Source organism: Aeromonas sp. R2-4 (genome assembly GCF_040908365.1).
Taxonomy (GTDB): Bacteria; Pseudomonadota; Gammaproteobacteria; order Enterobacterales; family Aeromonadaceae; genus Aeromonas; species Aeromonas veronii.
In genome coordinates this window covers 272,727-289,120 of record NZ_JBFODO010000013.1, presented here as the reverse complement: position 1 = coordinate 289,120, position 16,394 = coordinate 272,727, and the positions used below count along the sequence as shown (strand labels likewise).

Genomic DNA, 16,394 nt, shown 5'->3' with positions numbered 1-16,394 from the left:
TCGACCGGAGGAGGCAGCTCTCCAGCATTGTGCATAGCAAATCGGAAACGGGGCTTCGGTTTTGCGATCCTCTTCAAATATCGGGCTACAGATGCAAATGGCGACAGATTTAATCCCCTACTTTAGCCCGCAATGGCGTCATGGTTTTCCCATCCGTGATTGTCGGTGCTAAAATGCGACGGTTTTTTTAACGAATTGGCCCAAGGCCCTCTACACAAGGCTTAAAGATGAAAGTCAAAACCCGTTTTGCTCCCAGCCCGACCGGCTTTTTGCATGTCGGCGGTGCCCGTACCGCACTCTATTCCTGGTTGTTTGCAAAGAACCAGGGCGGTGAGTTCGTGCTGCGTATTGAGGATACCGACCTGGAACGTTCCACTCAGGAGGCGATCGACGCCATCATTGAGGGCATGGAATGGCTGGAGCTGAACTGGGATGAGGGCCCCTACTACCAGACCAAGCGCTTCGATCGCTACAACGGTTTGATCGACGAGATGCTGGCCGATGGCCGCGCCTACAAGTGCTACTGCTCCAAAGAGCGTCTGGAAGCACTGCGCGAAGGCCAGATGGCCAACGGCGAGAAGCCCCGTTACGACGGCAAGTGCCGCGACCACGCCCACGATCACCCGGCCGATGCGCCGCACGTGATCCGCTTCCGCAACCCGACCGAAGGCTCTGTGGTGTTCGATGACCACGTCCGTGGCCGCATCGAGTTCGCCAACACCGAGCTAGACGATCTGATCATCCGCCGTACCGACGGCGCGCCGACCTACAACTTCTGCGTAGTGGTCGATGACTGGGATATGGAGATCACCCACGTGGTGCGTGGTGAAGACCACATCAACAACACCCCGCGCCAGATCAACATCTACAAGGCGCTGAACGCGCCGGTGCCGGAATTTGCCCACGTCTCCATGATCCTGGGTGACGACGGCGCCAAGCTCTCCAAGCGCCACGGTGCCGTTTCCGTGATGCAGTACCGCGACGATGGCTACCTGCCGGAAGCGCTGCTGAACTACCTGGTGCGTCTGGGCTGGTCCCACGGCGATCAGGAGATCTTCACCCTGGACGAGATGATCAAGCTGTTCAGCCTGGATGCCATCTCCAAGTCCGCCTCTGCCTTCAATACCGACAAGCTGCTGTGGCTGAACAACCACTACATGCGCAGCCTGGATCCGGCTTATGTTGCCAAGCATCTGGCATGGCACATGGAAAACCAGAAGATCGACACCAGCAATGGCCCGGCTCTGGCCGAGGTAGTCACCCTGCTGGCCGAGCGCTGCAACACCCTGGTCGAGATGGCTGCCCAGAGCCGCTATCTGTTCGAAGAGTACGAAGTCATTGACGAGGCGGCCGCCAAGAAGCACCTGCGTGGCGTCGCTGCCGAGCCGCTCACCTTGGCCAAAACCAAGCTGGCTGCACTGGATAGCTGGACCACCGAAGCGCTGCACGAGCTGATTGAAGCGACCGCCGCCGAGCTGGGTCAGGGCATGGGCAAGGTTGGTATGCCGCTGCGCGTGGCCGTCACCGGTCTGGGCCAATCCCCTGCCATCGACGCCGTAATGGCACTGGTGGGCAAGGAGCGCGTCCTGGCGCGTATTGACCGCGCGCTGGCGTATATCGAAGCCCGCATGGCTGCCGAGTAAGCTCTGCCGATGTGGCAGACGAGGGGCTTACCCCGCTCTGCCACATACTGAATAGCAAAAATCCGAAACCACTGGTTTCGGATTTTTTTATGGCCAGCGCACAGGTCGAAAATACTTTGGATAAAAAAATGCCAGTCAGCTGACTGGCATTTTTATTGGGACAGAGTGCCGCTTAGTGGCTGTCGACCCAGACGAACTTGAGGACGAACAGCAGGGCCACCACCAGCACGCAGGGGTTGATTTCGCGCCAGCGGCCGGTGCCTGCCTTCATCACGCAGTAGGAGATAAAGCCCACGGCGATCCCCTCGGTGATGGAGAAGCTGAACGGCATCATGACGGCGGTCATAAAGGCCGGTACCGCTTCGGTCAGATCTTCCCACTTCACCCGGGTCAGCTCGGAGCACATCAGCACGCCCACATAGATAAGGGCGCCAGCGGCGGCGTAGGCCGGCACCATGGCGGCGACCGGAGAGAAGAAGATCGCCAGCAGGAACAGCAGGCCGACCACGATGGCGGTCAGACCGGTACGGCCGCCGACGGCGACGCCGGAGCTGCTCTCGATAAAGGCGGTAACCGAGGAGGTGCCCATGAAAGCACCGCCGACGGAGCTCACGCTATCCACCATCAGCGCCTGCTTCATGCGCGGGAAGTGGCCCTTGTCATCGGCCAGCTTGGCGCGGTTGGTGACACCGATCAGGGTGCCGGAAGAGTCAAACAGGTTGACCAGCATAAAGGAGAAGATGATCCCGGCCAGGCTGATATCGAGCGATCCCATCAGATCCAGCTGGCCGAACACCGGTTCGATGCTGGGGGGCATGGAGACAAAGCCCTTGAAGGTGACATCGCCAAACAGCCAGCCCAGACCCGTGGTGACCACGATGGCGATCAGCACGGCGGAGTGGACGCCGCGGGCGGAGAAAATGCAGATCAGGAAGAAACCGAGCAGACCCAGCAGGCAGGGCAGGGAGGTGAGGTTGCCCACGGTCACCATAGTCGCGGGGCTGGCCACCACGATCCCGGCGTTGTGCAGGCCGAGCAGGGCGATCAGCAAGCCGATACCGGCGGTGATGCCGACGCGCAGGGTGAGCGGGATGTTGCCGATCAGCCAGTAGCGCACCCGCAGCAGGGTGAGGATCAACAGACCCATGGCACCCCAGAAGATGGTGCCCATGCCCACTTGCCAGGAGTAACCCATGCCGGCGACGACCACGAAGGCGAAGAAGGCGTTGAGGCCCATGGCGGGGGCCAGCGCGATCGGCAGGTTGGCCAACAGGCCCATCAGGATGCTGCCGATACCGGCGATTAGGCAGGTGGTGACGAACACGGCCTGGGTGTCCATGCCCGCCGCAGAGAGGATCTGCGGGTTGACGAACACGATGTAGACCATGGTCAGGAAGGTGGTGATACCGGCAATCACTTCGGTGCGGGCGGTAGTGCCATGGCCTTGCAGGGCAAACAGGCGCTCAAGCAATCCTTGCCCGGCGGCCTGATTGGCAGCTTGGTGTTGTTGATTCATGTTGGATTCCAATAGGTGACGTGAAATAAGCAGCAGGGGAACGGGCTATCCCATCCATGCGGGGTAAATTGCCCTGTTTCTGGCGGTTAAGTAACCAGACTCGTCCTGATACCGTGACAGCGCGCACATTTTTACACAGGCGGCGCCGTTTACAAACCCCGGATCTGCGAAGCAGATCAATGAATAGAGCAAAAATTCAAACGTTTGCTTTTTGAGCATGAAAAAAGGTTCTCAGCAGAGAACCTTTTATCGAAAATTGGGGGCTTAAAGGGTCTTGAAGTAGCGCTCGACCAGCTGGGCCAGCACCGAGTCGAGCCGGTCTTGCACTTCACCCAGTTCACGGCCGAAGCGGCGCAGAAAGAGGCTTGCCTGCTCTTCGGTTAGCTTGCGCCCCTCGATAAAGAACTCCTGCTCAGGCAGTTGCTTGTCGTAGCGGGGGATCAGCACCCAGCTCACCAGCTCGGGCTCCACGGCGGCAAAAATCTTGGCGGCAGCAGCACAGAAGGTCTCTATGTGCTCCTTGCCATCCGGCCCGAGGCAACCCGGTTCAACCCGGATCTGGATGGTGAGTTTTTTCTCTATGGGGGTCGTCATCGTGCTACATCCATGCAAAGGCATCCGTCTAGGATTGTAAGTCAAAAGGCAAGAGAAAGGGGAGCCGAAGCTCCCCTCAACACGTAGTCAGCCTTATTTGGCGATGCGCTTGTACTTGGCGCGATGGGGCTGGATCGCCTCGGCGCCGTAGGTCTTCTTCTTCCACTCTTCGTATTCGGTAAAGTTACCTTCGAAGAACTCGATCTTGCCCTCATCCTGATAGTCCAGGATGTGAGTGGCGATACGGTCGAGGAACCAGCGGTCGTGGGAGATGACCATGGCACAACCCGGGAACTCCAGCAGGGCGTTCTCGAGGGCGCGCAGGGTTTCGATATCCAGATCGTTGGTCGGTTCATCCAGCAGCAGCACGTTGCCGCCGGTCTGCAGCAGCTTGGCCAGGTGCAGACGACCGCGCTCACCACCGGAGAGTTCGCCAACCCGCTTCTGCTGGTCGGAACCCTTGAAGTTGAAGCGGCCGATATAGGCGCGGCTCGGGAACTCGTAGTTGCCGATGCGCAGGATATCCTGACCGTCTGCGACCTCTTCGAAGACCGTCTTCTTGTCATCCATGCTGTCGCGGAACTGATCGACGGAGGCCAGCACCACGGTTTCACCTAGCGTGATGGCCCCGGAATCCGGCTGCTCCTGACCCGACATCATGCGGAACAGGGTCGACTTACCGGCACCGTTCGGGCCGATGATGCCGACGATGGCACCCTTCGGAATGGCAAACGACAGATCGTCGATCAGTACACGATCACCGTAGGATTTGCGCAGGTTAGCCACTTCCACCACCTTGTCGCCGAGGCGGGGTCCGGGCGGAATGAACAGCTCGTTGGTCTCGTTGCGCTTCTGGTAGTCGTTGGTGTTGAGCTCTTCGAAGCGAGCCATACGGGCCTTGGACTTGGCCTGACGCCCTTTCGGGTTTTGACGAACCCACTCCAGCTCTTTCTCGATGGACTTGCGACGGGCAGCTTCGGAACTTGCTTCCTGCGCCAGACGGGCGTCCTTTTGCTCCAGCCAGGAGGAGTAGTTGCCTTCCCACGGGATACCTTCGCCGCGGTCCAGCTCCAGGATCCAGCCCGCCACGTTGTCGAGGAAGTAACGGTCGTGGGTGATGGCCACTACAGTGCCTTCGTAGTCGTGCAGGAAGCGCTCCAGCCAGGCCACGGATTCCGCATCCAAATGGTTGGTTGGTTCGTCCAGCAGCAGCATGTCCGGCTTTTCCAGCAGCAGACGGCAGAGTGCCACACGGCGGCGCTCACCACCGGAGAGGTGCTTGATCTTGGCATCCCAGGCCGGCAGGCGCAGGGCATCGGCCGCGCGCTCCAGCTGGTTTTCCATGTTGTGGCCACCCTGAGCCTGGATGATGGCTTCCAGCTCGCCCTGTTCGCGGGCCAGCTTGTCAAAGTCGGCATCCGGGTCGGCGTAGGCCGCATAGACCTCGTCCAGGCGGGCCATGGCGCGCTTCACTTCGCCAACGGCCTCTTCGACCGCTTCGCGTACGGTCTGCTCCGGCTCCAGCTTCGGCTCCTGCGGCAGGTAGCCGATCTTGATGCCGGGCTGCGGACGGGCTTCCCCTTCGATCTCGGTGTCGATGCCTGCCATGATGCGCAGCAGGGTCGATTTACCGGCGCCGTTCAGACCCAGCACGCCGATCTTGGCGCCCGGGAAGAAGCTCAAGGAGATGTTCTTGAGAATATGACGCTTGGGCGGCACTACCTTGCCGACCCGGTTCATGGTGTAAATAAATTGAGCCATTGGCTAATTCTCTTCCTTTTCAGCAGGTTAATGTCTTGGCATTAACAGACTGATGTCGTGGTGGGGCCAGGTCGACACAGGTCAACCGGGTTCCAAAAAACCCGTCGATTGTAAACCAACGGACGAGGGGGGGCAAAGGCGGCACCCGGCTATGTCCCCCCTTTGCCAACAGGGTCACGCCTTGCTGCATCAGTCGTGCAATTTGGGCATGATGTGGGCTGCCGTTTTGTCCCGGAGCCCTCATGAACCCATCTCCTCAAGCCCCTTCGCTGACCGCCTTTCTCTGCACAATGGGATTGGACGCCGCGCTGAGCGAAGCTATCAGCCTGCGCTTGCCACGGCAGACGCTGCGCGCCGGTCAGGCACTGTTGGCGCAAGGGGCAGAGCAGGAAGCTGCCTTCTATATCGAAGCGGGCATCGCTCGCGCCTGCCACTACACCCGGGACGGACAGGAGCGCTGCAAGGAGTTCTACTTCGAGGGGGAACTCTGCCTGCTCTATGACAGCTGGCTCACGGGGTCGCCCGCCCGCTACCAGCTGGAGGCGCTGACGGAGTTGCAGGTGGTGCGGATGCCGCTCACCCTGCTGGATGAGCCCGCCTGGCAGCCGGTCTGCATGGCCCTGCTGCGACAGCAGCTCGGTTACAAGGAGCGCAAGGAGGCGTTTTTGCTGCTCCACTCCCCCGAGGAACGTTATCGGGAGCTCTGCCACACCTTCCCCCACTGGCCAGCGCGGCTCACTCAGGTGCAGCTCGCCAACTATATCGGTATCACTCCGGTCACTCTGTCACGGATCCGCAGGCGCATTAACACGGGTTAATGCCGCTCTCCGACCATCCCCTCATGCTGCACCATCCAAATAACGGATGAGGTGTGGATGATGTCGCTGTTTCTGTGGTCGCAGCTGGTGGTAAGCCTGGCCTTGTTGCTCGATCTGTTGTCGTTTCAGTTGCGGGATCGCCGCAGGATCCTGGCCTGTCTGGCCCTCTCCTGTGCCCTCAATGCCGGTCACTTTACCCTGCTCGGGCAGTGGTCGGCTGCCAGCCTGTTGCTGCTGGCCAGCTTGCGCTTTCTGGTGAGCATCTGGCTGGTTCGCCGCATCTTGATGTGGTTTTTCATGGGGTTGGCCTGTGCGGCGGCGCTGGCGACCTATCAGGGCGCACTCTCATTGATCGGGCTGCTGGCGAGCCTGCTGCAAACCCGGGCCGCGTTTTGCCCGGATGATCGCCTTTTGCGGCGCTGGATGCTGCTCGGTACCCTCTGCTGGCTGGGTAACAACCTGCTGGTGGGCTCACCGGTCGCCGCGCTGATGGAGGGGCTGTTTCTGGTCAGCAATCTGGTGGGTTACTACCGCCACTATGGCTTCGATTATTGGGGGCGTGGCCGCCACAGTGGCCGCAGAAAGGGGCGTGTGCCGCCTTCCGGTCGGGCGAGCTCCTGACCTCCCGCTCAGGGCTGCTTGTGGCCAGCGAAGTAGAGCACCCGTTTCACATACTCCTGCGTCTCGTCATAGGGTGGGATCCCGCCATAGCGTTCCACCGCTTTTTCCCCGGCATTGTAGGCTGCCGAGATCAGTACCCAGTCGCCATCGAAGCGGCGATCCAGCCACTTGAGATAACTGACGCCACCCTTGATGTTCTGGGCCGGATCGAATGGCCGGGTTACCCCGAACCGTTGCTGGGTTTCGGGGATCAGCTGCATTAGCCCCTGAGCATTCTTGGGGGAAACGGCACGGCTGTTGAGATTGGATTCGGCGATGGCAATCGCCAGTACCAGCCGGGCATCCACCTTATGGTGTTTGGCTGCGTGGCGCAGCATGGTGACCAGTTTTTGCTTGGCAGGAGGCTGGCGGGCAACCCAGGTGTCGACATTGAAGGGGGTGGAAGGGAGCCCGGCCAGATAGCCACCCTGACTGCCACGGATCCCGATGCCGCAATGATCACCCATGGGGGCATTGCCGATGCGAGCGTTGTAGTAGCGGGCAGCCTGTCGGTTACCAAGGCGCATTGCCATGGCGAGGTAGCTGTTGGCCAGCTTGGCGCTGCGCACCGAGGCTGGGCCGGTGGCGAGCAGACGGCCGATCCGGAAATATCCTTCGGGATTGCCGGTGCTGGCGGCGACACAGTAAAGGGCGATGGCTTTTTGCAGATGACCGTTTTGCTGGGCAACTTGACCCTGCTTGATCGCCGTCAGCGCCTTGGGGGCCTGTCTGAAATCCCTGCCTTGTGCCATCGTCCGTGGCGTACCTGCCAGTAACAACGACAAAAAAAGCAGCAAAAACAGTCCGTTTTCGCTGATGTGCCTCATGGGTTATCTCCTGTTTGAGTACAGAAGATATAGAGGAACATGGCTGCTATCGCCACGAACCCAGTGGATCCTGTGGTTATAGCCGGTTGATTTCAGAGAGCAAAACGGTATGGAACTAACGGCATCTCGACAGTTTCACACCATTTTTCATCCGGTTAGAAGTCGTGGTGATACTCCTGCTCATCCAGCACCGTGGGAGGAAGCGTGCGATAGAAGCTGCTAATTTCGCTGACAACCCAGAGCGAAAGCAGGGCCAGCAGGCTGAGCAGGGGAAGCAGAGAGTGGCTCTGGGTCAGGGCATAGGCCGCAATGGCGGCACCGGTCAAAAGCAGGGTTCGGATCATGAGGTGGCTCCTTGTCGTCATGGGGGTGTTGCGTGGCCACGGACAGAGCGCCTGGGGTCGGGAGTTGTTCCCGGGTGGCACGAAGCGCGCTGAGTATATCGCGTCATGCCGCTGCCGATCCGTGGTGTCATCACACTTTCCATAGTCATGGGTTTCGTATCGAGTTGGGCCCCGCCAGATGCGGGGCCAGTAATGGTTTGATGGTCAGAAGAAACCGCCGTTGTTATCGTCACTGTCGGCCCAGCCGCCACTCTGGCTATCGTCGTCGAGAAAATTGCTGCCAACATCGGGAGATGAATCCCAGCCGTCCCAGCGCACCGGTTCCGCATCGACCGGATTGGCAATGGGGGCAGGCTCTATGATGTCGATGATCTCCTCGGGCCGGTTGCTGTGAAACAGTCCGCCGATCATATCGGCCAGCATCACGCCACCGGCCACACCGGCGGCGGTTTGCAGGGCGCCGCCCAAAAAGGAGCTGGCACGGGATGCTGGCTGGGCAGGCGCAGTTGCCGGTGGCGGCGTAAAGCGCGGAGGAGGGCTGCTTTCGCTACCAAACAGGCCGGAGAGAAAACTGCCACCATTTGGGGCGCTCTGGCTGGCTTCCAGCTCCTTGACCCGCTCGTTGAAGCGAGTAAGGGCAGCCTGCTGAATTAGCAGCGCCTGGGCCATGTAGTAGGGGGCATCGGGCTGCTCTGCCAGATGCTGGCGGATCAGCTGATCCGCTTGTGGGTCTCGCTTGCTATCCCTGGCTTGCGCTTGCTTGAGGCGGTCGAACAGTCCATCGATCAGACCCTGTTCCTGTGATTGCATCTCAAATCCTCGCTATGGTGCGCAGACAGTGCGTTCAGCCATCCTAAAACCCGCGGGGCATCAGTGGTATCTGATTAACTCATCAATGACCGAGGGGCTACCCGCGCTCGTCAGCGGGCGGGCCGATAGTAGTCGATATACCAGCGGACGAACTTGGCAACACCTTGCTTGAGGGGCGTAGCGGGGCGCAGGCCGGTGAGGGTGTGCAGCGGCTCGCTGTCAGCCCAGGTGGCGTGCATGTCACCTGCCTGCATCGGCAGCATTCGCTTGATGGCGGGTTTGCCGATGGCCTCTTCCAGAGCCTCGATAAAATCGAGCAGCCGCACCGGCTGGCCGTTGCCGATATTGAGGATGCGGTAGGGAGCGGCACTCTCGGCTGCGCTCTGCTCGCTGGCGTGCCAATCGGAATTGGGGCAGGGCGGCTGGTCGGCCACGGCGAGGATCCCCGCGACTATATCGTCTATGTAGGTGAAGTCGCGGCTGAGATCGCCGTTGTTATAGACGTCGATAGGCTCTCCCGCGAGAATGGCGCGGGTGAACTTGATTATGGCCATGTCGGGCCGACCCCAGGGGCCGTAGACGGTAAAGAAGCGCAGCCCTGTGGTGGGCAAGCCATAGAGCGCCGAATAGGCGTGGGCCATCAGCTCGCCACTCTTCTTGGTGGCGGCGTAGAGGGAGACCGGGTGATCCACCTGCTGCTCGGTGGAGTAGGGCATCTGATCCCCCATGCCATAGACCGAGCTGGAGGAGGCGTAGATGAGGTGCTGGATCCCGTGGTGACGGCACCCCTCCAGCACCGTCAGCATGCCGGTGAGGTTGCTGTCGGCATAGGCGAACGGATTTTCGATGGAGTAACGCACCCCCGCCTGCCCCCCCAGATGGATCACCCGCTCGAAACCATGACGGGCAAAGAGAGCCGCCATCGCTTCGCGATCCGCCAGATCCAGCCGCTCGAAGTGAAAATGGGGGAAACTGGCCAGCTGGGCCAGCCGCGCCTCTTTCAGACTCACCTCGTAGTAGTTGTTGAGGTTGTCGATCCCCACCACCCGATGACCTGCGGCGCACAGCTGGCTGGCTACATGAAAACCGATAAAACCGGCGACGCCGGTGACCAGATACGTCATGGTTGGGTCTCCGGGTTGCAACTGGTGTTGGCAGGCTGCTTTTTGGCGGGAAGATGTGGCCGCCCGATGGCGTGATAGTCAAACCCGAGCTCGCTGAGCTGGCGCGGATCATAGAGGTTGCGGCCATCGATGATGACGGGCTGGTTGAGCAGCGCTTTCAGCTGCTGGAAATCGGGGGCACGAAACGCCTGCCACTCGGTGCAGATCAGCAGGGCATCGGCCCCTTCCAGTGCCGCTTCCTGAGTCGGGCAGAGCAGCAGATCCGGCCGCTGGCCGTAGATCTGGCGGGCACGCTCCATCGCCTTGGGATCAAAGGCCTGCACCCGGCCACCGGCAGCCCAGATAGCGGCCAGAAGCGGGCGGCTCGGCGCATCGCGCATATCGTCGGTGCCGGGTTTGAACGCCAGTCCCCACAGGGCAAAGGTGTGGCCACGCAGATCCGGGCCGAAGCGGGTCAGCAGGGTTTGCGCCATCTTCTGTTGCTGGCGCAGGTTGACCTGCTCGACCGCCGTCAGCAGCGGGGCGTCGCAGCCGACACTCGCCGCGGTATGACGCAACGACTTGATATCTTTGGGGAAGCAGGAGCCGCCGTAGCCGCAGCCCGGGTAGATAAAGTGGTAACCGATGCGGGGATCGGCCCCCATCCCCTGGCGCACCGCCTCGATATCGGCCCCCAGCTGCTCGGCGAGGGCTGCAATCTCGTTCATAAAGGAGATCTTGGTGGCCAGCATGGCGTTGGCGGCGTATTTGGTGAGCTCGGCGCTGCGCAGATCCATCACCACGATCCGGTCGTGATTGCGGTTGAAGGGGGCGTAGAGGGTGCGCAACTGCTCAAGCGCCCGCTCGCTGTCACAGCCGATGATGATGCGATCTGGCCGCATGCAGTCGTTGATCGCCGCTCCCTCCTTGAGAAACTCGGGGTTGGCCGCCACCTCGCAGGTGAGGGTTAGCCCACGTTCGGCCAACTGTAGCTCAATATGTTCTCTTACTTGCTGCGCCGTGCCGACCGGCACAGTGCTCTTGGTCACCACCAGCTTGGGGCTGCTCATCAGTCGGCCTATGGTGTCGGCCACCGCCAGCACATGTTGCAGATCGGCCGAGCCATCCTCGTCAGCCGGGGTACCCACGGCGATCAGCAGCAGGTCGGCGTGTGCCACGCCAATGGCGGGATCGACCGTGAAGCTCAAGCGGCCGCTGGCCAGATGGCTCTCGACCAGCGGGGCCAGCCCCGGCTCATAGAAGGGGATCTGCCCCTGCCTGAGGGCGGCGATCCGCTCGTCATCCACATCCACGCAGCAGACCTGATGGCCCACCTCGGCCAGAACGGCGGCCTGCACCAGCCCGACATAGCCTGTGCCAAAAATGGTGACCTTCATGAAAAGTGCCTCGTGCTGTGAATGGAGTGATAGCGCGCTTAAACCGCGGCATGCTGCATCTTGGTGCAGCGGGTGTCAATGCCAGATGACAGGCACCAGAATGGGGCGTTCAGCCTGACTGTTGTGATCCTTTTCACAAAAAATAGACTGGACCCCATAACGAAGCCCTGTGGACAGGGCTCGCAGCCTGCCCGCAACGGCAGGCGACAGACACTCTCTCTTTACTTCGCTTGGATACAGGTTATGGACAACACCTCGATTCGCACTGCCCATCCTATTTATGAGGATGTGCTGGCCCTGCTGACGGCGGCCGGCTTTGTTTCCCTCGGCATCTTTCTGTTTCATCAGGTTGGCCTGCTCACTGGCGGTACTGCCGGGCTGGCGCTGCTGCTGCAAAAGGTGACCGGTATCAGCTTCGGCCTGCAGTTTTTCGGCATCAACCTGCCCTTCTATGCGCTGGCATGGCTGCGGATGGGGCCACGTTTTACCTTCAACACCTTTGTCTCGGTGGCGGCGGTCTCCTACATGACCGATCACCTCAACGGGGTGTTGCAGATCGGCAAGATAGAGCCCCTCTATGCGGCGCTGATCGGCGGCACCCTGATCGGCATGGGGCTGCTCATCATGTTTCGCCACAAGTCGAGTCTGGGGGGCTTCAACATTCTGGCGCTCTTTATTCAGGATCGCTTTGGCATCCGGGCGGGCAAGCTGCAGATGGGGCTCGATTGCGCCATTGTTGTCGCCTCGTTTTTCGTAGTGCAGCCCTGGATCCTGGCGCTCTCCATCGTGGCGGCGGTTATCTGTAATCTGGTGTTGACACTCAACCACAAGCCCGGCCGTTACCAGATTGCCTGACAAGCTGCGGCAGTGGCTCGATAAGACAAGCGTGACCCGATAGCACGAGGCGGCCTGATGGCCGCCTCGTCTGTTTCTACCCTGATGTTTGTTCGCTGCGCCTAGCTCGCCTGCTCCAGCCTGCTGTCGCCGCTCATGGCGTTGCCACTGATGGCGCTGCCGCTGATAGCGTGACCACCGACGGCGAGCGGGGTGTGACAGGCCACCTGATGATGGGACTCATCACACGCCTCAAGCCTTGGCGCCTTGCTTCTGCACAGCTCGGTCGCATGGGGGCAGCGCTGGTGGAAGTGGCAGCCGCTTGGCGGCGAGATGGGGGAGGGCACATCGCCGGTCAGCAGAATGCGCTGGCTGCGTCTGCGCGGGTCCGGTACCGGAATGGCGGAGATCAGCGCCTGGGTGTAAGGGTGGCGCGGCGCCAGATAAAGCGACTGGGCATCCGCCAGTTCGACGATCCGTCCCAGATACATCACCGCAATCCGGTCCGAGATGTGTTTGACCACCGACAGATCGTGGGCGATGAAGATGATGGAGAGATTCATCTCCCGCTGCAGGCTGAGCAGCAGGTTGACGATTTGCGACTGCACCGAGACATCGAGGGCCGAGACCGCCTCGTCGCACACCAGCAGCTTGGGCTTAAGGGCGATGGCGCGGGCGATGCCGATCCGCTGGCGCTGACCGCCGGAAAACTCGTGGGGGTAGCGATCCACCGCGCTGCCCGGCAGGCCCACTTTTGCCAGCAACTCCTTCACCCAGCCGCGGCGCTGCTCAGTGTTGCCTTTACCGTGGATGATAAAGGGCTCCTCCAAAATCTGGCCCACGGTGTGGCGGCTGTTGAGGGATTCTGCAGGATCCTGAAACACCATCTGCATCTCCTGACGCAGGGAGCGCATCTCCTTCGGGCTGAGGGCGGTGATGTCGCGTCCCTCGAAGGTGATGGTGCCTGCGGTCGGCTCGAACAGTTTGAGCAGGCTGCGTCCGAGGGTGGACTTGCCGCAGCCCGACTCACCCACCAGCCCCAGCGTCTCCCCCTGTTTCAGGTCGAAGCTGATGCCATCCACCGCGTGAACCGTATATTGCTTGCGCAGGAACCCGCCTCCCAGCCGGAAATGCTGTTTCAGATCCCTGACCGATAACAGAGTGCTCATACGGTCAACTCCTTCCAGTAGTGACAGGCGACATGGTGGCGCGGATTGAGTTGCTCCACCGCCGGAATGGCGCTGATGCAGAGATCGGTCGCATGGGGGCAGCGGTTGGAGAAGCGGCAGCCAGCGGGCATCTCGTGCAGGGCTGGCACCTGTCCCTTGATGGTCTTGAGCAGGCTCTTGGGCTCATCCTCAAGGCGCGGGATCGAGCTCATCAAGCCGTGGGTATAGGGGTGACGGGGATGGTCAAACAGCTCGAACACGTCGGCCTGCTCTACCGCCCGCCCGGCGTACATCACCACCACTTCGTCGCACAGCTCAGCCACTACCCCGAGATCGTGGGTGATAAAGATGATGGCCATCCCGGTCTGGGCCTGCAGCTCTTTCATCAGTTCGAGGATCTGGGCCTGAATGGTGACATCCAGCGCCGTGGTCGGCTCGTCGCAGATAAGCAGGTCTGGCTCGCAGGAGAGCGCCATGGCGATCATCACTCGCTGGCGCATGCCGCCGGAGAGGTTGTGGGGATAGACCGCAAAGCGCTGGGCCGGTTCCGGGATCCCCACCTTCTGCAGCATGGCGATGGCCGCGGCTTTACGCTGGGCCTTGTCATACTCGGGGCGATGGAGGCGAAACACCTCCATCAGCTGCTCCCCCACCGTCTGCACCGGGTTGAGGGCCGTCATCGGTTCCTGAAAGATCATCGAGATGCGGTTGCCGCGCACCTTGTACATCTGATCTGGCGCAAGCGACAGCAGCTCCTCCCCCTGAAAGCGGATGGAGCCTGCTACCACCTGACCATGGGGCTTGGGCAAGAGCCCCATGATGGCGAGCGAAGTGACACTTTTGCCACAGCCAGACTCGCCGACGATCCCCAGCGTCTGACCCGGTGCCACCTTGAAGCTGACCCCGTCGAGCACCTTGATCTTGCCGTCGTCGACGGCGAACTCCACCTCGAGATCGCGTACTTCGAGGATTGGGGCTGGGTGCTGGCCGTTATCAACGGCGAACTCCCCCCCGTTATCCGGTACGTCAAGAATGGGGGCCTGGGTGTTGGGCATAACGGCTGCTCCCTTCGCAATGGCCTGAATATCAATGACGTGCATAGGTCTTGTCGAGCAGGTTGATGGGCGCCAGCGCCTCCCCTGCCTCCTTGGCGTTGCGGGTCTCTTCCTTCACCTTGGGATCGAGCCAGAGCAGACCGCCACTACTGTGAGGATAACCGTCCATCGGCCAGTAGAGCAGATCCGGCGTGTTCTTGGTGGCAGGCACTTCCGGCAGCATCACATAACGCCAGCTGCTGGCCCGCACATAGTTGAGCTGCACCCCGGGCACGAAGATGGCGAGGTCATAGATACGCTGCTGGATCTGCTGGGAGAGTTTGGCCCGCTTGGCCATGTCGAATTCGACGTTGTAGGCATCGATCAGCGCGTCCAGCTCCTTGTCAGCCACGTTGAACAGGTTGTTGGTTTGCGGTTTGTTGGCGTTGGCGGAGTGGAAAAATTCCCAATATTGCGGATAGAGACCGCCGCCGCCCCAACCGAGCCAGGCCGCCTCGTGTTTCTTCTCCAGCATCACCTTAAAGCCGGTGGCGCCATCCACCAGATTGAGCTCCAGATCCAGACCCGCCTTCTTGGCCTCCTCTTTCAGCACGGTCAGGCGCTTGGAGTGCTCCTGACTGGTGTAGGTGAGTGCCAGCGTCAGCCGCTCCCCCTTCTCATTTTGCAGGATGCCGTCAGGCCCCGGCTTGTTGTAGCCGCCCTTGGCAAAGTACTCCCGCGCCTTGCCGATGTCATAAGCCCGCTCCGGCAGCGTGATGTCAGTGAACTCGCCAAAGCCCGAGTCGAAGGTGGTGGCTCTGTCATAGTCGCCGCGCAGCACCGTCTCGATCATCTTGTCGATGTTGAAGGCGTGCTGGATGCCGAGGCGCACGTTCACGTCCGCCAGCTTGGGGTTGGCCACATTGAGGTGCACCCCCTGACCGCCCTGTTTGGTGTCGGTCATGGCCATTACCTTCTGCACGTAGCCTTTTTTGTACTCCGGGGTGACCGCTTTTTCATGCCACCAGTTGGGCAGGATCATCTCGAAGGTATCGATCTCCCCTTTCAGGAAGTGGCGGAAGGCGATGTTGTGGTCGCGGATCACCTGCACCTTGATGGTGTCGATGTTGAATCTGTGCTGGTTGTAGCGATCATCCTTTGCCCACCAATCCTTCTGCTTGCTGAAGGTGACCGACTTGCCCTTCTTGACGTCGCTGATCACGTAGGGACCTGTGGTGGGCACCACGGCCCAGTTGTACTGCTTCACCCAGTTGGGGGTCAGCTTGTAGTAGTGCTTGGGCTGGGGCCACAGCTCGGTGGTGTTGAGCAGGTCCATCTTGGCTTTGCGGTTGCCCGCTTTGACCATAATGGTGTGATCATCGATCTTCTCTACCGCGACCACTTCAGTGGTGTAGTAGTTGTTGAACCAGGGCCCCTTGATGTGTTTGGAGCGCATCATCTCGTAGCCGAAGGTGTAGTCGTCAGCATTGACCGGCTTGCCATCCGACCATTTGGCGCGGGGATCCAGCTTGAAGTAGACGGTCTGGCTGTCTGGCGCGATGGCCCAGTGGGTCGCGAGCGAGGGGATGGGGTTGCCGGTATTGGGGTGGAAGCTGATGAGTCGCAACTGGTTATCGAGAATAAAGGAGCGGAACGAACCGTTGGAGTCAGGTCCCACGGTGCGAAACGTCAGCGGAAAGCTCTCCACAAACATATTGAGGCTGCCGCCCGACAGCGCCTTGGGGGAGGCGAACACAGGATCCGTGTCGTTGGTCTCCCATTTGAGATCCGCGGGCAGGCTGGCCGCCCAGACCCAGGATCCGTTTACCAGCACAAAGAGAGCACCTATCCATTTGATTTTATTTTTCATGTTTGACTTCCAGG

General features: G+C 60.6%; 15 protein-coding genes. 4 read left to right on the top strand and 11 right to left on the bottom strand.

Going from position 1 to position 16,394, the window contains the following annotated elements; translation table 11 throughout:
* Window positions 1-227 precede the first annotated feature (227 nt).
* On the top strand, window positions 228-1,643 hold the full coding sequence (gltX, locus tag AB5Z05_RS06690) for a glutamate--tRNA ligase (RefSeq protein WP_368150655.1): 1,416 nt from the start codon (window positions 228-230) through the stop codon (window positions 1,641-1,643).
* Window positions 1,644-1,815: 172 nt separating this feature from the next.
* Here the strand turns inward: gltX and AB5Z05_RS06685 are convergent, their stop codons facing one another.
* The 3 genes from AB5Z05_RS06685 to ettA all read right to left on the bottom strand — a co-directional run bounded on the left by AB5Z05_RS06685 (window position 1,816) and on the right by ettA (window position 5,514).
* Window positions 1,816-3,159 carry an NCS2 family permease gene (locus tag AB5Z05_RS06685; protein WP_005343409.1) on the bottom strand — a complete coding sequence of 448 codons (1,344 nt, stop codon included), beginning with the start codon at window positions 3,157-3,159 and terminating at the stop codon, window positions 1,816-1,818.
* A 264-nt stretch (window positions 3,160-3,423) separates the two neighbouring features.
* The gene (locus tag AB5Z05_RS06680) at window positions 3,424-3,753 is read right to left on the bottom strand and encodes a hypothetical protein (protein WP_005343410.1); all 330 of its coding nucleotides are present in this window, start codon (window positions 3,751-3,753) and stop codon (window positions 3,424-3,426) included.
* A gap of 93 nt (window positions 3,754-3,846) precedes the next feature.
* Window positions 3,847-5,514, bottom strand: coding sequence for an energy-dependent translational throttle protein EttA (gene ettA / locus AB5Z05_RS06675; RefSeq protein WP_005338959.1), 1,668 nt, complete (start codon window positions 5,512-5,514; stop codon window positions 3,847-3,849).
* Between the two features lie 242 nt (window positions 5,515-5,756).
* Between ettA and AB5Z05_RS06670 the strand changes: the two genes are divergently transcribed.
* Together AB5Z05_RS06670 and AB5Z05_RS06665 are read left to right on the top strand one after the other, a co-directional pair.
* Window positions 5,757-6,332, top strand: a complete 576-nt coding sequence (locus AB5Z05_RS06670; protein WP_201992300.1) for a Crp/Fnr family transcriptional regulator — start codon at window positions 5,757-5,759, stop codon at window positions 6,330-6,332.
* Window positions 6,333-6,389: 57 nt separating this feature from the next.
* Complete coding sequence (locus AB5Z05_RS06665) at window positions 6,390-6,953, top strand: YgjV family protein (protein WP_368150650.1); 564 nt, start codon at window positions 6,390-6,392, stop codon at window positions 6,951-6,953.
* 8 nt (window positions 6,954-6,961) lie between these two features.
* Here the strand turns inward: AB5Z05_RS06665 and AB5Z05_RS06660 are convergent, their stop codons facing one another.
* The 5 genes from AB5Z05_RS06660 to AB5Z05_RS06640 all read right to left on the bottom strand — a co-directional run bounded on the left by AB5Z05_RS06660 (window position 6,962) and on the right by AB5Z05_RS06640 (window position 11,473).
* Entirely contained in the window at window positions 6,962-7,819 is an 858-nt protein-coding gene (locus AB5Z05_RS06660) for a lytic transglycosylase domain-containing protein (RefSeq protein WP_323890676.1), read from the bottom strand.
* 155 nt (window positions 7,820-7,974) lie between these two features.
* Window positions 7,975-8,163, bottom strand: a complete 189-nt coding sequence (locus tag AB5Z05_RS06655) for a hypothetical protein (protein ID WP_368150648.1) — start codon at window positions 8,161-8,163, stop codon at window positions 7,975-7,977.
* A 204-nt stretch (window positions 8,164-8,367) separates the two neighbouring features.
* Window positions 8,368-8,973, bottom strand: coding sequence for a DUF2076 domain-containing protein (locus tag AB5Z05_RS06650; RefSeq protein WP_368150645.1), 606 nt, complete (start codon window positions 8,971-8,973; stop codon window positions 8,368-8,370).
* A gap of 110 nt (window positions 8,974-9,083) precedes the next feature.
* A complete protein-coding gene (locus AB5Z05_RS06645; RefSeq protein ID WP_201906897.1) occupies window positions 9,084-10,097 on the bottom strand; it encodes an NAD-dependent epimerase in 1,014 nt (337 codons plus the stop codon).
* Window positions 10,094-11,473, bottom strand: a complete 1,380-nt coding sequence (locus tag AB5Z05_RS06640; protein ID WP_368150643.1) for a UDP-glucose/GDP-mannose dehydrogenase family protein — start codon at window positions 11,471-11,473, stop codon at window positions 10,094-10,096. The genes AB5Z05_RS06645 and AB5Z05_RS06640 overlap by 4 nt, the downstream gene beginning before the upstream one ends.
* A gap of 243 nt (window positions 11,474-11,716) precedes the next feature.
* On the opposite strand from AB5Z05_RS06640, the gene AB5Z05_RS06635 reads away from it, so the two are divergent.
* The gene (locus AB5Z05_RS06635; protein ID WP_368150640.1) at window positions 11,717-12,328 is read left to right on the top strand and encodes a YitT family protein; all 612 of its coding nucleotides are present in this window, start codon (window positions 11,717-11,719) and stop codon (window positions 12,326-12,328) included.
* Window positions 12,329-12,429: 101 nt separating this feature from the next.
* On the opposite strand, the gene AB5Z05_RS06630 is transcribed toward AB5Z05_RS06635, so the two are convergent.
* The 3 genes from AB5Z05_RS06630 to AB5Z05_RS06620 are packed head-to-tail and all read right to left on the bottom strand — an operon-like array spanning window position 12,430 to window position 16,380.
* The gene (locus tag AB5Z05_RS06630; RefSeq protein WP_368150638.1) at window positions 12,430-13,476 is read right to left on the bottom strand and encodes an ABC transporter ATP-binding protein; all 1,047 of its coding nucleotides are present in this window, start codon (window positions 13,474-13,476) and stop codon (window positions 12,430-12,432) included.
* Complete coding sequence (locus tag AB5Z05_RS06625; RefSeq protein WP_139410821.1) at window positions 13,473-14,531, bottom strand: ABC transporter ATP-binding protein; 1,059 nt, start codon at window positions 14,529-14,531, stop codon at window positions 13,473-13,475. The genes AB5Z05_RS06630 and AB5Z05_RS06625 overlap by 4 nt, the downstream gene beginning before the upstream one ends.
* Window positions 14,532-14,562: 31 nt before the next feature.
* Window positions 14,563-16,380 carry an extracellular solute-binding protein gene (locus tag AB5Z05_RS06620; RefSeq protein ID WP_064338688.1) on the bottom strand — a complete coding sequence of 606 codons (1,818 nt, stop codon included), beginning with the start codon at window positions 16,378-16,380 and terminating at the stop codon, window positions 14,563-14,565.
* Between the last annotated feature and the right edge of the window lie 14 nt (window positions 16,381-16,394).

What these genes read in the sequence shown, in the direction of transcription:
- gltX (WP_368150655.1), top strand. Translation starts at nt 228, where the DNA reads ATGAAAGTCAAAACCCGTTTTGCTCCCAGCCCGACCGGCTTTTTGCAT.
- AB5Z05_RS06685 (WP_005343409.1), bottom strand. Translation starts at nt 3,159, where the DNA reads ATGAATCAACAACACCAAGCTGCCAATCAGGCCGCCGGGCAAGGATTG.
- AB5Z05_RS06680 (WP_005343410.1), bottom strand. Translation starts at nt 3,753, where the DNA reads ATGACGACCCCCATAGAGAAAAAACTCACCATCCAGATCCGGGTTGAA.
- ettA (WP_005338959.1), bottom strand. Translation starts at nt 5,514, where the DNA reads ATGGCTCAATTTATTTACACCATGAACCGGGTCGGCAAGGTAGTGCCG.
- AB5Z05_RS06670 (WP_201992300.1), top strand. Translation starts at nt 5,757, where the DNA reads ATGAACCCATCTCCTCAAGCCCCTTCGCTGACCGCCTTTCTCTGCACA.
- AB5Z05_RS06665 (WP_368150650.1), top strand. Translation starts at nt 6,390, where the DNA reads ATGATGTCGCTGTTTCTGTGGTCGCAGCTGGTGGTAAGCCTGGCCTTG.
- AB5Z05_RS06660 (WP_323890676.1), bottom strand. Translation starts at nt 7,819, where the DNA reads ATGAGGCACATCAGCGAAAACGGACTGTTTTTGCTGCTTTTTTTGTCG.
- AB5Z05_RS06655 (WP_368150648.1), bottom strand. Translation starts at nt 8,163, where the DNA reads ATGATCCGAACCCTGCTTTTGACCGGTGCCGCCATTGCGGCCTATGCC.
- AB5Z05_RS06650 (WP_368150645.1), bottom strand. Translation starts at nt 8,973, where the DNA reads ATGCAATCACAGGAACAGGGTCTGATCGATGGACTGTTCGACCGCCTC.
- AB5Z05_RS06645 (WP_201906897.1), bottom strand. Translation starts at nt 10,097, where the DNA reads ATGACGTATCTGGTCACCGGCGTCGCCGGTTTTATCGGTTTTCATGTA.
- AB5Z05_RS06640 (WP_368150643.1), bottom strand. Translation starts at nt 11,473, where the DNA reads ATGAAGGTCACCATTTTTGGCACAGGCTATGTCGGGCTGGTGCAGGCC.
- AB5Z05_RS06635 (WP_368150640.1), top strand. Translation starts at nt 11,717, where the DNA reads ATGGACAACACCTCGATTCGCACTGCCCATCCTATTTATGAGGATGTG.
- AB5Z05_RS06630 (WP_368150638.1), bottom strand. Translation starts at nt 13,476, where the DNA reads ATGAGCACTCTGTTATCGGTCAGGGATCTGAAACAGCATTTCCGGCTG.
- AB5Z05_RS06625 (WP_139410821.1), bottom strand. Translation starts at nt 14,531, where the DNA reads ATGCCCAACACCCAGGCCCCCATTCTTGACGTACCGGATAACGGGGGG.
- AB5Z05_RS06620 (WP_064338688.1), bottom strand. Translation starts at nt 16,380, where the DNA reads ATGAAAAATAAAATCAAATGGATAGGTGCTCTCTTTGTGCTGGTAAAC.